General features: G+C 45.7%; 14 protein-coding genes. 6 read left to right on the top strand and 8 right to left on the bottom strand.

The annotated features are described in order from the left end of the window. Window positions 1-25: 25 nt before the first annotated feature. From MH117_RS21310 to MH117_RS21300, 3 genes are all read left to right on the top strand, one after another. Window positions 26-1,090: a Gfo/Idh/MocA family protein gene (locus tag MH117_RS21310; RefSeq protein WP_239332252.1), complete on the top strand. Its 1,065-nt coding sequence runs from the start codon at window positions 26-28 to the stop codon at window positions 1,088-1,090. Between the two features lie 87 nt (window positions 1,091-1,177). Continuing rightward, a complete protein-coding gene (locus tag MH117_RS21305) occupies window positions 1,178-2,050 on the top strand; it encodes a sugar phosphate isomerase/epimerase family protein (protein ID WP_239332250.1) in 873 nt (290 codons plus the stop codon). A 183-nt stretch (window positions 2,051-2,233) separates the two neighbouring features. Then, entirely contained in the window at window positions 2,234-2,644 is a 411-nt protein-coding gene (locus tag MH117_RS21300) for a VOC family protein (RefSeq protein WP_239332248.1), read from the top strand. Window positions 2,645-2,703: 59 nt separating this feature from the next. Here the strand turns inward: MH117_RS21300 and MH117_RS21295 are convergent, their stop codons facing one another. The 4 genes from MH117_RS21295 to MH117_RS21280 all read right to left on the bottom strand — a co-directional run bounded on the left by MH117_RS21295 (window position 2,704) and on the right by MH117_RS21280 (window position 7,368). Continuing rightward, window positions 2,704-4,047 carry an aminotransferase-like domain-containing protein gene (locus MH117_RS21295; RefSeq protein ID WP_239332246.1) on the bottom strand — a complete coding sequence of 448 codons (1,344 nt, stop codon included), beginning with the start codon at window positions 4,045-4,047 and terminating at the stop codon, window positions 2,704-2,706. A gap of 180 nt (window positions 4,048-4,227) precedes the next feature. Continuing rightward, entirely contained in the window at window positions 4,228-5,724 is a 1,497-nt protein-coding gene (locus MH117_RS21290; RefSeq protein WP_239332244.1) for a gluzincin family metallopeptidase, read from the bottom strand. Window positions 5,725-5,932: 208 nt separating this feature from the next. Next, the gene (locus MH117_RS21285) at window positions 5,933-6,265 is read right to left on the bottom strand and encodes a YnfA family protein (RefSeq protein WP_239332242.1); all 333 of its coding nucleotides are present in this window, start codon (window positions 6,263-6,265) and stop codon (window positions 5,933-5,935) included. A 320-nt stretch (window positions 6,266-6,585) separates the two neighbouring features. After that, window positions 6,586-7,368: an FkbM family methyltransferase gene (locus MH117_RS21280; protein WP_239332240.1), complete on the bottom strand. Its 783-nt coding sequence runs from the start codon at window positions 7,366-7,368 to the stop codon at window positions 6,586-6,588. 226 nt (window positions 7,369-7,594) lie between these two features. Between MH117_RS21280 and MH117_RS21275 the strand changes: the two genes are divergently transcribed. After that, complete coding sequence (locus MH117_RS21275) at window positions 7,595-7,972, top strand: VOC family protein (protein ID WP_239332238.1); 378 nt, start codon at window positions 7,595-7,597, stop codon at window positions 7,970-7,972. A gap of 107 nt (window positions 7,973-8,079) precedes the next feature. Here MH117_RS21275 and MH117_RS21270 read toward each other — a convergent pair whose 3' ends face one another. Further along, complete coding sequence (locus MH117_RS21270) at window positions 8,080-8,469, bottom strand: tautomerase family protein (protein ID WP_239332236.1); 390 nt, start codon at window positions 8,467-8,469, stop codon at window positions 8,080-8,082. 105 nt (window positions 8,470-8,574) lie between these two features. Between MH117_RS21270 and MH117_RS21265 the strand changes: the two genes are divergently transcribed. Next, entirely contained in the window at window positions 8,575-9,369 is a 795-nt protein-coding gene (locus tag MH117_RS21265) for a GNAT family N-acetyltransferase (RefSeq protein WP_239332234.1), read from the top strand. A gap of 82 nt (window positions 9,370-9,451) precedes the next feature. On the opposite strand, the gene MH117_RS21260 is transcribed toward MH117_RS21265, so the two are convergent. The 3 genes from MH117_RS21260 to MH117_RS21250 all read right to left on the bottom strand — a co-directional run bounded on the left by MH117_RS21260 (window position 9,452) and on the right by MH117_RS21250 (window position 12,698). Next, complete coding sequence (locus tag MH117_RS21260) at window positions 9,452-9,706, bottom strand: YciI family protein (protein ID WP_239332232.1); 255 nt, start codon at window positions 9,704-9,706, stop codon at window positions 9,452-9,454. Window positions 9,707-9,808: 102 nt separating this feature from the next. Beyond that, entirely contained in the window at window positions 9,809-10,234 is a 426-nt protein-coding gene (locus tag MH117_RS21255; RefSeq protein ID WP_239332230.1) for a GNAT family N-acetyltransferase, read from the bottom strand. Between the two features lie 289 nt (window positions 10,235-10,523). Beyond that, window positions 10,524-12,698 carry an anthranilate synthase component I gene (locus MH117_RS21250; RefSeq protein ID WP_239332228.1) on the bottom strand — a complete coding sequence of 725 codons (2,175 nt, stop codon included), beginning with the start codon at window positions 12,696-12,698 and terminating at the stop codon, window positions 10,524-10,526. Window positions 12,699-13,193: 495 nt separating this feature from the next. On the opposite strand from MH117_RS21250, the gene helD reads away from it, so the two are divergent. Further along, on the top strand, window positions 13,194-15,551 hold the full coding sequence (helD, locus tag MH117_RS21245) for an RNA polymerase recycling motor HelD (protein ID WP_239332226.1): 2,358 nt from the start codon (window positions 13,194-13,196) through the stop codon (window positions 15,549-15,551). Window positions 15,552-15,580: the final 29 nt, after the last annotated feature.

Here is a 15,580-nt window from a genome sequence, read left to right as displayed (position 1 = left end):
CTTTACATTTATGGAGGGGATCGAGATGAGCAAGATTAAAGTAGGTATTATCGGTGCAGGCTCCATTTCCGAGTGTCATCTGGACGGATACCAAAAAAATGATAACGTAGAAATTTACGCGATCTGTGATTTGAACGAAGAGCGTGCAAAGGCCAAAGCGGATAAGTACGGTGCGGCTCACGTATATACCGATTATAATGAGCTGCTTGCGAATCCCGACATTGATGCCGTCAGCATTTGTACGTGGAATAACACCCATGCCCCGATCAGTATTGCGGCAGTTAAAGCGGGCAAGCATGTACTGGTGGAGAAGCCGATGTGTAAGACGGTTGAGGAGGCGTTGGCCGTAGAAGAGGCCGTTCGTTCATCAGATCGTACGCTTCAAGTAGGGTACGTTCGCCGGTATGGTACTAACACTAAAGTGCTGAAGAAATTTATTGAAGCAGGCGATCTGGGGGATATTTATTACGCAAAAGCTTCTTGTATTCGTCGTCTCGGCAATCCAGGCGGGTGGTTCAGTGATGTGGAGCGTTCGGGCGGTGGTCCACTGATTGATATCGGTGTTCATGTCATCGACTTGTGCTGGTACATGATGGGCAAGCCCAAGGTCAAATCAGTCACCGGCAATGCCTATAAGAAGCTTGGCAATCGTAATCATATTGAAAATTACGATTTCTATAAAGCAGCGGACTATGATGCAGAGCACAATACGGTGGAGGACATGGCGAATGCTTTGATTCGGTTCGAAAATGGTGCTTCGCTTGCCGTTGATGTCAGCTTCTCGTTGATGGCGAAAGAAGATGAAATTAGCATGAAGCTATTTGGTGATAAAGGCGGCGCTGAGATTGAGCCGAAGTTGACGATTATTGGTGAAAAGCATAATACGATGGTCAACATGACACCGCAGATCGATCATCTGAGCTTTGATTTTGATAAAGGATTCCAGAATGAAATCGATCATTTTGTAAACTGTTGTCTTGGCAAGGAAGAAACGATCTGCCCTGTTGAGGACGGGGTCGAAATGCTCAAAATTTTGTGCGGTATTTATGAGTCCAGTGCGACAGGACGCGAAGTCGTATACTCCTCATAGCGTGAATCGTATATTTGATAGCCATTCGTTGTAATAGAGGACGGGTAGTCATGTCAGAACTTTCTAAATAGAGGAGTGCGTGCGGATATGGTAAAGCTGAACAACCCGATAGGGGTCATCACAGATAGTTTTCGTTTGCCGGTAAGGGAAGCGCTGGTAAAGGCCAAGGAAGTCGGCGCAGACGGTGTGCAAATATATGCAGTGTCGGGAGAGATGGACCCGGCTAACCTAAGTAAGGCTGCCCGTAAGGAACTGCGAGATTATATCGACAGCCTGGGGCTGCAAGTATCCGCACTGGTCGGTGACCTTGGAGGCCACGGCTTCCAGGACAAGGAAGCTAATCCAGCAAAGATTGAGAAATCGAAGCGGATTATGGATCTCGCATTTGATCTTGGGACCCATATTGTGACAACACATATTGGGCTGGTACCTCACGAGCAGAACTATATTTTCGAAGAAATGCAGAAGGCATGCGAAGAGCTGAGCTTATATGCGAACAGTCTAGGCGGGCATTTTGCCATTGAAACAGGTCCAGAAACAGCGGCACATCTGAAATCGTTCCTGGACACTCTCACAGGCAAAGGCGTAGCGGTTAACTTTGACCCTGCTAACATGGTAATGGTTACGGGAGATGATCCGGTACAAGGCCTAATTACGCTCAAGGATTACGTGGTACACACGCACGTCAAAGACGGTGTAAAGCTGCAGGATGTTGATCCGCGTGACGTATACGGCATGCTCGGCTACGAGCCGATGTCGCATGAGAAGATTGCCGAGATGGCAACTTCCGGTCCATTTGCTGAGCTGCCGTTAGGTGAGGGCAAAGTCGATTTTGATGCTTATTTCCAAGCTGTCGCTGATATCGGATACACCGGATATTTGACGATCGAACGAGAAGTGGGCGACTCGCCAGAAGTAGATATTCGTAAAGCGGTAGAATTTATTAAGCGCTACAAGTAACAGACGAAGGCGCCATTGCTCGCAACTTTGAGCAGTGGCGCCTTTTGTGTATCCATTTGCATGAAGAGGTCGATTCAACTATACTACGTGTCAGTTGAGGAAACTGCATGGCGAGTAAAGTTAGTTAGTAGATCATGCCGCAGTGCAAATGGAAAACGAATTTGGATAGAGGAGTTGGCATGAATGGGCAGCATCAATCAGAAAATAGTAACCTTTTTAATGTTTGAAGGACAAGCAGAGGCTGCGATGAATTTCTATATCTCGTTGTTTGATGATTCGGAAGTCGTAAGTATTTCTCGTTATGGCGCGAATGAAGCTGGTGCGGAAGGAAGTATAATTCATGCTGCTTTTAAATTGCAAGGACAAACGTTTATGTGCATCGATAGCAGTGTGAAGCATGGCTTTACATTTACGCCGGCCATTTCTTTATACGTGAATTGTGATACGGAAGCAGAAATTGACCGTGTCTTTGCAGCATTATCCGAGGGAGGCTCTGTACTTATGCCGCTGGGAGCATACCCATTTAGCAAGAAGTTTGGCTGGGTGGCTGACAAATACGGCGTCACTTGGCAGTTAACGATAACAGACAATTAGATATTAGGTGATAGGTGTTGTCAAGCCGCCGCTGTATTTCGAGTAGCGGCTTGGCCATCTTACCACCTGATTCCCTGTTGGATCTCCTCGATAATCGCTTTCACGCCATCATCAATCGACTCTGATTTTGCTCGTGAGATGCTAATTCTAATAAACTTTTCTCGTTCTGCATAATCATTCAAATAAAATCCGCGCCCAGACACAACATGTACTTTTCGTTTAGCGAGTCGCTTCGTTAATTGTTCCAAATTAACCTTTTGTGGCAGTTTAAACTGAATATAAATTCCTGAATTGATAACCGGAACTTCAATCAGTCCTGCTTCGTTGTACCGTCCTACTGCTTCGTTAAGTAAACGGATTCGTTCCTCGTACTGACTTATTATTTTGTGCTTGTGCCGTTCGTACATGCCGTTATTGATATACACTTCAAGCGCCGCCTGAGACAATAGCGAGGTGTCGCCGTATCTGCTGGCATCGTTGAACTTGTTTATTAGCCGCTCGGGCAGCACGGCTGCACCCAATCTTAAGCCTGGAAAAATGATTTTAGAAAAGCTCTTCACATAAATCACGTGGGAAGATCTGTTGTAGGCAAAGATGGGCTCAAAATTGCGTTCAGCGCCTAAATCTGCCATATAATCATCCTCGACGATAAATACATCGTATTTGGTAGCCAGCTCAGCGATCGCTTTTCTTTCGTCTGCGCTCAACGTGGTGCCCAGTGGATTTTGGTATCTTGGCATCGTGTAGAAAAACTTGATCTTCCCGCTGCTGAAGTGTGCCTCAACCGCTGCCAAGTCAATACCAGCCGCTGTGCGGGCGATCCCGATGACCGGGATATTTTTGCTTTCCAAGTAGCGCAAATAGATATCGTATCCTGGCTGCTCAACGAGGATAGACGTCCCGCTGCCTGGGAAATCCATATTCGACAGCAGTTCAAGCACTGGCTGGATGCCAGAAGTGACAAAGATACGCTCTGCCGGTGCAAATACTTGATCACTAGCCAAGTGGGAAACAAGCGTATGACGCAGTTTATCTAGACCATGGGTATCGCCGTATGTAAACAGATTGTATTTATAAGTATCAATTGCTTTATTAAGGCAATGCTGAAAATCCAAATAAGGAAAAACGTTGATATCCGGCGACGCTGATGCAAAATCTATCATGTCATTGTCTGCGTTGTCACAACTATTCCCAAGTATGTCGACCACGTAGAAGCCGCTCTGTGGAATGGAATAGATGGCATGCCGTTTTTCGAGTTCTGCGTACGCCCGTATAATCGTGCTAATACTGCAATGGTACAATGCTGCAGCACTTCGTACAGAAGGCAGCTTGTGGCCGGGCTTGTACTGCTGATTTTTTATTTTCTCTTCCATATCGGATAAAATGGCATCATATTTTTTCATCCCTCTGCCTCCTTTTATAAAGTCTTATTTATTATACATGAAGTAAACTGTACCGATACAGTTTGGTAAAAGTCATTTTTATGTTAATAAAATGCAAATGTAGTTGGCCCCAAACAGTTACACCGGGGGTTGTGGCCCCCAGTGTATTGTTGACTATTCTTAGTTGGTCTGACTCATAAACTATGAGGAAGGCTTAGCGTGTGTAAGTAGTGCCTCCAAGTCAGCCTTTGCTTGTGGGCTAATCTGCTCACTTACCGTATTAAGAAGGCCGTTGACAGAGGTCATTTTACCAGAATAAGTCCTATAAAAAGATTGTATCCAGCTGTTAAAGGCCTCTAACTTATATTGATTCACCCATTGAATGAGCGCAGCGGTGCCTTTTGTCTGGTAATGCAGCTCAGCATCAGCCCCCAATCTTACTGCTGGTGCCGCGGGAGGATACATATCTGTATTTAGGATCACAGGCTGAGGCCATGGTTTATTTTTCTGATCATGCTCGAAATAGGCCGTTAAAAACGCGGATAATCCGTCACTTATAAAGCCGTCTGTGCTCGCATTGGAGCCAATTGCATTTTGAGTCCACTGCTTGGCTACAGCGCGTATTAATTCATTCTGACGAACGGAACCGTCTGGTTGGCGGCTGAACACAACGATTCCATCAGGGCTGTAGGACATTCCACTATAGGGAGCTTCTACTAACTTCAGCTCAGGATAAGGCAATGGTCCGACTGTGGCAGATAGCCAATCTGCTGCAGAAGCGACGGTGTCAAGGACAGCAGCGTAATCAATGGACTTCTGATCGTTTACGGTATGAATACGATGAACACTTAAGCGTAAATTATTTTTTAATGTACGTTCACCTTCCTGCTTGTAACGGCCTCCGTAGAAAGCAATTTGTCTGCTTGCCTCTGACTTTGTTTCTAGTAGCAGTCGCCCATCCTTCTGTTCGCGATCAATTTCTTGTCCGTTCGTTACCATTTCCCAAGCTTCGGGTACATCAAGCATGACATGATATTGCCCCATTGGATAGAAGTCGCTGCGGTAGGACGAGTTATAAGGTACACGATTCCACCCGCGATCAGATTGGTTATATACAGCAAGTTGTGGCGTCCACATGTAGCCGCCAACCGTGTGATCGGAGTAGCTTAGCGCGTGAGCGCCAAACGGGAATTTTACCTCGTATCTTATAGTTAATTTGATTGTCGTCCCTGGCTGCATCCTTTTTGGGAGATTTATCGTTAACGCTTGGTTCTGATGGTTATAAGTGAGGGGCTTGCCACTCGCTGTTGTAACAGAGTAAGTGGTAATTCCCCCTTGAAAATCGTCTACCACTTTTTGCGCGCCTTCCTGCTTTGTTTCCAATAATGATTTATTTAACTGTCTATCACGTATAGGCTGCTTGGAGATGTTACGATACACATCTGCGAACCAGTGAAATACGAGCTCGGACAAAGGATCGCCGTATTCATTTCTAAACGTAATATCGGCTGTTGTCTGCAGCGTATGGCTGTTATCCAACCATCTTGCATGAATATTATATAGGAGAGGTGGGTCTGTATGGGCCGCTTCGCTAATTGCCGGCCGCTGGTTGATCTTTATACCCGCCAGTACGATTAAAATGATAATGAGCAGCATGGCGATAATCATTACCGTGCGCTGGGGCTTGAATCGGTACATAGTAATAGGACTCCTTCCTGCTTAGTCAATCTTTATTGAAGATACCTAAGATCAACTGTATCGCAAACAGGAACGATGGAGTATTGATATAACTTACAGCAAGCTTACAGCATTGTAATGAACTTCCATGCCTCTGGCTGGAATCAATGAGCTTTCTCATGAAGTTCCAATTCTGCTAGAGATAAGAAGCCCGAGAAGGGGAGTGGTGTTATGCGGATGTTCGAGGTGCCCATAGGATGATGGCGACACCAATGATACAGATGGCTGCACCGATCACATCGTAGCGATCAGGGAGCTTCTTGTCAACCAGCCATCCCCACAAGACGGCTAGTACAATAAATACGCCGCCATATGCGGCATACACTCTGCCGAATGATGGAAAGTTCTGAAGCGTCGGTACAATGCCGTATCCAATCAAGATCAAGCTGCCTACGATACCGTACCAGAGTGGCTTTGCTTCTCGAAGCCATAACCATACGAGATATCCGCCCCCAATCTCAGCGAGTCCTGCAGCGATAAAGAGTAAAATGGCTATAAACACGTATTACATGCTCCTCTCTTATTTAAAAATAACGATGGCGGTTGACTTCGTATGGTGTACGAGTACTGCTTGCATTTACTGTGTGTGATGCGTAAGCTCCCTTGCTGTGTAGAGGAGAGTGCGGCCAGCATGCCGCTGCAATTAAACGGATATGTACCCACGCAACCAATCGGACCGTAATTTTACGCTCTACGATTATTATAGCGCAGTACTCTTAAAAAGGAAGTTGGGGTTCATGTTCTGGTCATTTGACTGACAAAAAAAGCATGGGCTCCTGCTCCCCATGATTGCTTATAATGACGAAAGACTGACAAGCTATCCTAGCACATTAACACGAAAGGATAGTTGCCGTCTTGAATGACCTGCTCCAATGTAATCGGTATGGGGAGACCTTCTTGGGACAGCATATAGAACGACTTGCCCCAGTCGTGGTGGTACTTCTGCAGTAGTTCAGTAAATGCGGTCCAGCGATGCTGCATCATGGCTTTATTTACTTCAAACACGGTTACGTTAACCTTATTTCGCAAAAGCTGTTCCATGCCTAAGAAGGCTTCGTATTCCCCTCCTTCTATATCAACCTTAAGCCAGTCAATACGGGGCAGGTGCTTCAGCTCTTGATCAAGAACGGCCGCTTTTACAGATACGATTTCGAACTCATCGGTGTAATGCTGGTTGTATGATTGATCATGCTCGCGAATGGAACTGTTGCCCATAAACCGCTTCGCGATATGAAAAGTTACATCCCCAGGCTCATGGTACACAGCTTCTTGCCGCACCTGAGTGCGGTCGTGCAAATAATTTAATGACAGGTTATCATTTAGGAAATGGAGCAAATGTGGATTTGCTTCATAGGCATACAAGTGTCCTGTTTGGCCGATCAGATGGCCCAGCAGAACAGAAAAGTAACCGATATTGGCACCGACATCAACAACGACCTGACCAGGCTTAACCATACGAGAAAAGTAATTCGTTAAGGGAGACTCGAACACCCCCGTGAGGGCTAAAAAGGGCATCAAGCTTAAATCATCTGATGGACAGATAAGCAAGCCACCGTATCCCGTTTTTAACAGCATGCGCTGGTTACCAATATAGCACGCATCCATAGGTACCACCTCATTATTTTTGCTTTTGCCTGTGCGATAAGGCTGTTAATAAGCAGTTTATGGGTGGTTAAGTAGTTGCATGCATAGGCTGATGAGATACTTGTGAATACATGTTTAGTGAATTAGAATAGTCGCACATGTGAGTATACAATATAATCCAATTGGTGTAATCTGGATAGGATAGGAGTATGGGAGTTAAATCGGAAAGGCGAGAGGAGATTAAGCGATGACAGCTGCGAATCCTATTCTAAATGAGATCTCTAATGTGTTTATCCCTGTCAGCAACATAGAAGCAGCTCGTGACTGGTATTGTACACTGCTTGGACTGTCCGTGGAATGTGACATTATTGGCGGTCACTTATGTTCTCTCCCAATGCGAGACGGTACTGGTATTATTCTAGATACGATGCCGATGTGGGGCGGCAAGGCGCCTGGTGGTCCGCCGACCTACCAGACACCTGCGGTGATGTTAAAAACCGATGACATATATGCCTCCTTTGCATATATGCAGGAAAGAGGAATCGAGCTTGTTACAGAGATCGAGAATGGACATTGGTTTGTTTTTAAAGATCCAGATGGGAATCTGCTCATGATATGCGCGTAATCATCAAAGGAATACCTATGTTGCTGAAGGGTCGCACTGCGACTCTTTTCTATGTACAGCAGATGAGTTTGAAGCGTAAAAGATACTTCATCCTACCAACAATCTGATCAAAGATTAATTGGATAGGCTAACTCCAGTTCATCCCCAGTACGGCCGCGTATCCCCCAATTATGCTTCGGAGATTCAATAATCGTGATCTCGATATCATTCATTTCGATATCCAACTGCTCCGTAATATGCTGATACAGCATGCTGATCAGACGTTTTTTTGTTTCGACGGAACGCCCTTCAAACATAAGGATCTCGATCACGGTGTACTTCGCACTTCTGTCAGACGGAAAACTGAAGTCCTCTGGATCTAGATGGATGAATCGATGAAATTTTTTGTCTGGAGGATACTGTAGTGCATCAACGATGCAGGAATGAATAATCATCGACAATTGAGCTTGTCGTGGCTTTAATTGCGTTCGTATGCCGTATACCTTGACTTGTCCCATCAGGTAATGAGCCCCCTGTATATGAAGTGGTGATAGACTATAAAATACATTATAATAATTCATATAAAAAGTTTCCATATTTTGCTCATAAAAAGGGGAGTCATCATGATTTTGTTGGACGCCAAGCCGCTTCACCGGCTCTTGCAGCCTCTAATTGAACAGATGACGTATGTTCCTTCTCTCGTACATGCCGTGCTGCATGACAATATTGAAGGTTCGGTCTGGGTAAATGACAACTTAAATCCAACAACGGCGGTAATTGGTACAAAGAGCGGTTTATTTGCTGTATTGGGGAATGCGGCAGATCACCATGTGTATGCATGGCTGAACAGCCTTTATACGTACCGATATCGAGATTCCAACAAGCGTTTTTCAGTGTTTGTTTCATCACCGGAATGGGAGCGGGTGCTGACCGATATGATGGGGGATAACGGCGAAAGGCACCGCAGAGCCTCTTATGTGCTGCGTCACAAGCTGGACTCATTTCCTCCCGCATATGTGGAGGCAGGTTTTGGGCTTAAGCGTATAACACCGGAGACGATACAAGAGAGCTTGATGTTTAAGGCTGCTTATTACGAAGAGTATTGGGGTTCTGTCACACGATTTTTACGAAAAGGCTTCGGGTATGTTATTACTTACGAGGAACGAATCGTATGCGAATGTACGGCAATCTTCCTTGGACATCCCTATGTAGAAGTAGATATTGCGACACATCCGGAATTCCGTGGACTAGGTCTAGGTCGTATTGCTGCAGCGGCATTCATACAGCATAGTTGGCGTCAAGGTCTAATGCCGCGTTGGGAATGTAATATAGACAACAAATCATCGATGCGCCTGGCTGAAAAGCTCAGCTTTTCTCACGCAAACGCCTATACGGTCATTACAAAGGTTTCTAATTAAAGGACTTTTTAGTACTGTACTAGCCCAATGCTATCTGTCATAAATAAAAGAGGACCGCTAAACGGTCCTCTTTGCGTTCATGTTAAATGCCCCATTCTCGGAGATGCAGACTGCGTACACCTTCAACTACATAAGGATCGTTCTCGGCAAGCTGCTGAGCTTCTTCTAGCGAATCTGCTATGTAGATCACCATGCCGCCGGAACCGTCTTTAAATGGACCTTTTAAGTGTACTTTTCCTTGTTCGCTGAGCGTAGCTAAGTACTCTAAATGATGCGGACGGAACGTCAAGTTTTTGGATTCGTCTTTCATGTCCAATACTGCTGCAAAGTAAGCCATATGATCGCTCTCCTTTGATACTAGTAGATTCATTAGACTATTATAGCTTAAATGGGATGGTTGTGCAGTGCACTTAAGGAAAGCGGCTATCAGTCAGCCGCCTTATAATGCGATGAGTCTATACATCCCTAAAGACTTTGGTTGCGTATAGTCAAAGCCAAATTGCTTATACAGTTGGTCGGCTGGAACATCAGCGAGTAGACTGATATATGCGCCTTTAGGTGCATGGATGTCCAAATATGTCGTTATTTCGTTCATAATCAGCTTACCTAATCCTTGGCCTTGCTGCGCAGGATCAACTGCAATGTCTACTACTTGATAAAAGCAGCCGCCGTCTCCAATTATTCTTCCCATCCCGATTAGCTTGTCCTCTTGGCGTAAAATAACAGCAAAAATGGAGTTGGCTAATCCGATTTTTGCTCCATCAAGCGATTTGAGGCTAAGTCCAGTCTGTGCTCTTAATTGTAAGTATTCTTCAGGTTGGGGAGCTTCGTATAGTACGGTTATCTTGCTGTTTGCTGAATCCATATTATACCCTCCATAGGTAGATCAATTGATGGAACATTATCCTTTTCTGGATTGAAACTTGTCCATAAGATTATTATAAAGCAATGGTGAGGCTGGATAAATAAGCAAGGTACGCGCACTCGGGAGTACAGCATTAATTTCTCTTTCAGCTATCAATAAAAAGGAGTAAAAGAAACACAAAAGAAAACGGGGCAGACCCGCTCTTTTGTGTTTCCTTTTGCTAGTTTTTACGGTTTATCTTAAATGATCTTACATGCTGATAGTTGTGCTTTGTGTCCGTCTGTGTGACTTAGTTCGCCTGTACTGCTGTGCGGCGCATCGCCATTACGTTTGACACGATCCTATGCCCCGCGGCACCAGACATGGTCAAAATAGATTCCGGATGGAATTGGACGGCCGCGATGGGCAGCTCCTTGTGCTCCACTGCCATCACAACTCCGTCATCGGCCATGGCAGTAGCCTGCAAACACTCAGGTACTTGTGCGGCGTACAGTGAATGGTAGCGGCCAATCTTAAAGCTGGACGGCAGCCCATCCCAGAGCGGAGTACGCTGCGTAATAGACAGGCATGCCGGTTTACCGTGCTGTGGATAGTCCAGAACACCTAGTTGACCGCCAAAGTATTCGACAATCCCTTGCAAGCCTAAGCAAACGCCAAATATCGGCAGCAGGCGATCCGCGCACAACTGTATTGTCGTGTGAAGATCAAAGTCGCTCGGTGTCCCAGGTCCTGGCGACAGGACAACAAGATCAAAGGTATTATTTTGACGAAGCAGCTGCTGCGCGTGTTTGGTTCTGACCGTTATGACTTCAGCGCCTGTTTGCCTGAAATAGCTGGCGAGCGTATGGACAAAGGAATCTTCGTGGTCAACAAACAAAATACGCTGTCCAACACCCGTTAAATTGTCCTCTTGTTCAGCATTTTTCACTTTTGTAGTACCGCGGATAGCCTGAATGAGGGCAGCACCTTTTACAAGTGTTTCTTGTTCTTCTTCTTCAGGGATGGAATCATACAGCAGGGTAGCTCCTACCCGCACTTGGGCAACACCGTGACTCATCCTAATGGTACGGAGTGTCAGACCCGTATTCAGATTGCCGTTAAACGTGTACATGCCGACAGCACCGCCGTACCAGCCGCGCGCGTCTGCTTCGTGGTCTTCGATCCATTGGATCGCGGCACGCTTGGGAGCGCCTGTAACTGTAACCGCCCACATATGTGTCATAAACGCATCTAAGGCATCAAATTCCGGCAATAGTCTGCCTTCAATATGATCTACGGTATGGATCAAATGGGAGTACATTTCCAGCTGGCGTCGGCCAATTACGTTGACACTGCCAGGAACACAAATCCGTGACTTATCGTTCCGATCTACATCTGAGCACATCGTTAGCTCCGCTTCGTCCTTCTTGGAATTAAGCAAGGTACGAATCTGCTCCGCATCTTCTAGCGGAGATATACCACGCTTAATCGTACCGGAGATCGGGCAAGTTTCAACCCGATTTCCTTCTACGCGCACGTACATTTCGGGTGATGATCCAACCAGATGCTCATGTCCCAGATGGATAAAAAATCCGTAAGGACTGGGGTTAATCGCATTTAACCGTTTAAATACTTCGGAAGGTTTGTCATGATAAGGCTCAACGAGCGTATGGGAGGGCACCACTTCAAACAAGTTGCCCGCTCGGAATTCATGGACAGCTTCTTCGACGAGTTGCCCGTATTTTCCTGGCTGGTAAGGCTGTGGTGAGGGAATGTGAGCATCTGTACCAGTGATATCATTGGCAATTGCTCGTTCCATATCCTGTGTTGTGAGCCCCTCAAATGCGAAATCATAATAAAGCGTATAGGCCTGGCCGATATGTCGATCGACGATAACAATCTCATCGGGCACGTAAAGTACAAGGTCTGTATGGGTGTCGGAACGTGTATGTTTTAAGCGCAAAGACTCAAATTGAAACACAAGATCGTATCCAAAGGCACCATATAAGCCAAGGTGGGAGTCTTCAGGCGAGTGAAATATGTCTTTGAAGAGACGCATCAGCATGAAGATGGAGGGCTGGCGTGTCCGTTCTTCTTCAAATACAACTTCCTCAGCCGATTCCATAGTGCCGAGAATGGTGCTATCGGTATTTGATTTAATTGTTAGTTCAGATGTCCGTTCAAGGTGAGGGCGAATGATGTCAAGGAGTACACAACCGCGTGCATTAAGCGCACGACATTCAAACTGCTTGCCAGAGGCACGCAGTTCCAGTGGTGGATCAGTAAATCCGATATCCCAACGCGAATAACGTCCGGGATATTCATAACCACTCGTAAACAAAGCACCTCGAACCTGATCGATCCGAGACACTATTCTTGTGATGGATGCCTCAATTTCAGTCGGAATTAAATGACGGGTAACGTGAACGCCGCCGTGGGTAACATAATTGTGTTGCTGTGCGGATAATGGAAAGTGAATGCTCATCTGTCTCTTCCTCCTTAAAATGTGGAGAAGAGAGCTGAGAAGAAGAATCCCCTAGCGTAGATAAATATATAACTTTGCTCGACTCAACTCATCTCAACGTTCTCTCTGCTCTACTCTGCTCAACTGGTATCCTGCATGAACGGCTTGCACATCGTACAGTCAACTGCCGAATTCGCTCGCTTTCATGCCTGTCTTAGCTTTCTATACTAAGATTTATCTCATTGTAATGAAAAAGGTCGAGTTCGTCAAAGGAAAGCTGTTCCGAACATCAAAAAAAGCGAAGACATAAAGTCTTCGCCTGTTATTAATAAACGATGTCTTAATTCATCTGGGAAATGCTAACAATAGCTTGAAGCTAGCCCACTCATATGCTAAGATGGGAGTACTTATTGTCTATTGTTGAGTGATTTAAGCATTATTATCTAATAATAGATTACCACAGAAATAATGCTTTGTCAAACAGTATGTAATTATTAACATAAAGGGAGCGGTGACATGAGTACAGACAATCAAGAGTGGCTGAACGAGCAGGAACGCGTCAATCGTATTGTGGCTGAAATCCATGATCGTATTGAAGTTCTGGGGCATCAAGTAAGTGACGTGAGAACGGATATCGTAGACATCCGAAAGACGTTCTGGGACGACGTAACCGTTAACTTTGAGGACGGTGATGAAGCCGCTGAGACGGCAGCGAGCATTAAGCAGCAAGCCGAGCTGATGTCCGAGCGGGAACGGAGCCATCGTCATGCGCAAAAGCAGATGAAGACATTGGCAAGGCTGGAGCAGTCGCCTTATTTCGGCCGCATTGATTTTAAGGAGACGGGCGAGCCAGGTGCGGATAAGGTGTACCTTGGCATTGCTTCATTATTAGATAAGAGTGGAATGGAGTTCCTAATTTATGATTGGCGAGCACCAGTATCCAGCTTGTATTACGATTACCCGCCAGGCCCAGCCAAATACGAGACGCCTGGTGGAGCAATTGATGGTGAGATGCAATTAAAACGGCAGTTTATTATTCGTAATGGTCGCATCAGCAGCATGTTTGATACGGGTGTGACAATTGGCGACGAACTGCTTAAAGAAGTGTTGGGGAAACAGGCAGACTCTCAAATGAAGAGTATCGTAGCTACGATCCAAAGTGAGCAGAATCGCATTATTCGCAATGAACACAGCAGACTGCTTGTCGTGCAAGGTGCAGCGGGTAGTGGTAAGACTTCGGCTGCATTGCAGCGTGTTGCTTATCTCCTGTATCGTTATCGTCAGACGCTCAGTGCGGAACAAATTGTGTTATTTTCCCCTAACCCGATGTTTAACCATTATGTATCAACGGTGCTGCCAGAGCTTGGTGAGGAAAATATGCAGCAGGTTACTTATCAGGAGTTTTTGGATCACCGCTTAAGTCCCTTCTTTGCAGTGGAAGATCCGATTGATTTGCTGGAATATGAGCATTCAGCCAGAGATGATGCTGCTTACGGTGTGCGAATGGCTGCTGTCAGTTATAAATCTTCCGTCAGTTTTATGGAGACGATCGAACGATATGTGGAGTATTTGGGGCGAGAAGGTATGATATTTAAGTCTATTTACTTCCATGATGATGTGATTGTTTCTGCTGAACGATTATGTGAGCTGTTCTATTCGTATAGTCAGGCGATTTCAATTCCGAATCGGGTGGATATGCTGAAGGATTGGATACTCAAACAGTTAAAGGCATATTCTCGAACGCAGACTCAAAAACCATGGGTAGAAGAACAGATGGAGCTGCTGGAAAAAGAGGACTACTTGTGGGCGCATCAAGAACTTCGACGCAGACGCGGAAGTACGCCTGAAGAGGATACCTTTGATGATTTTGATCGTGAACAGGAACTGATGGCGATTAAGATTGTTCAGGATGCGTTAAAACCGCTGCGAAATATGGTTAAAAAATTGATGTTTATCGATTTGCAAGGCATTTACATGCAGTTGTTCGAGAATACTCGTATAGCCGCTTCTTTGCAGTCAAAGCTGCCAAATGAGTGGGCGGGTATTACCCGGATGACGACAGAACGTCTGTATGCTGGTATTCTGCTCTATGAGGATACAACGCCTTATCTTGATCTTCAAGGGCGAATTGAAGGTGTACACGTCAATACGTCAATCCGCCATGTCTTTATTGACGAAGGACAGGATTACTCGCCTTATCAATACTTCTTTGTGAAGCGTATGTTCCCGCGCAGCCGGATGACAGTGCTTGGCGACTTGAACCAAGCCATCTTTACGCATGCAGGTTCAGGTAGTGGGTTGCAAGCGATCAAGGAGCATTATGACGATGGCGAGACAGAGACCTTTGTATTAACGCAGAGCTATCGATCAACAAGGCAGATCGTCGAATTCACGCGGCAGTTGATTAAAGGCGGCGAGGTGATCCAGCCGTTTAATCGGAACGGTGTGAAGCCGACCTTAATGAAGGTACCCGATGAAGCAGCACTAATAAAGAATATAGCTCAGCGTATTCAATCACTTCAAGCGGAAGGGTACCAGTCTATCGCCGTTATCTGCAAGACGGCTGCTGAAAGTGAACGTGCGCATGCGGCGCTGAAGGATCTGGTTCAGCTTCGACTCATCGGCAAGAACACAGCTTCTTTTGAGCGCGGGACGCTGGTTATCCCTTCGTATTTGGCTAAGGGTGTGGAGTTCGATGCTGTGCTTGTATATAACACATCCGCTGAACATTACGCCCAAGAAGGAGAACGAAAACTGTTCTATACCGCATGTACCCGTGCCATGCATGAACTCTACATGTATTATACGGGGGAGCGAAGCCCATTTATTAATGAAGTTGGTGAAGACAGCTACGTACACGTAGAAGGAAATTAGTAGTGAACTGTTAGGCTTCTGCGAGTGGG

The organism is Paenibacillus sp. ACRRX (genome assembly GCF_022346885.1).
Classification (GTDB): domain Bacteria; phylum Bacillota; class Bacilli; order Paenibacillales; family Paenibacillaceae; genus Paenibacillus_B.
Note: the sequence above shows the minus strand (reverse complement) of the source record. Positions and strands in the feature narration are given on the sequence as shown.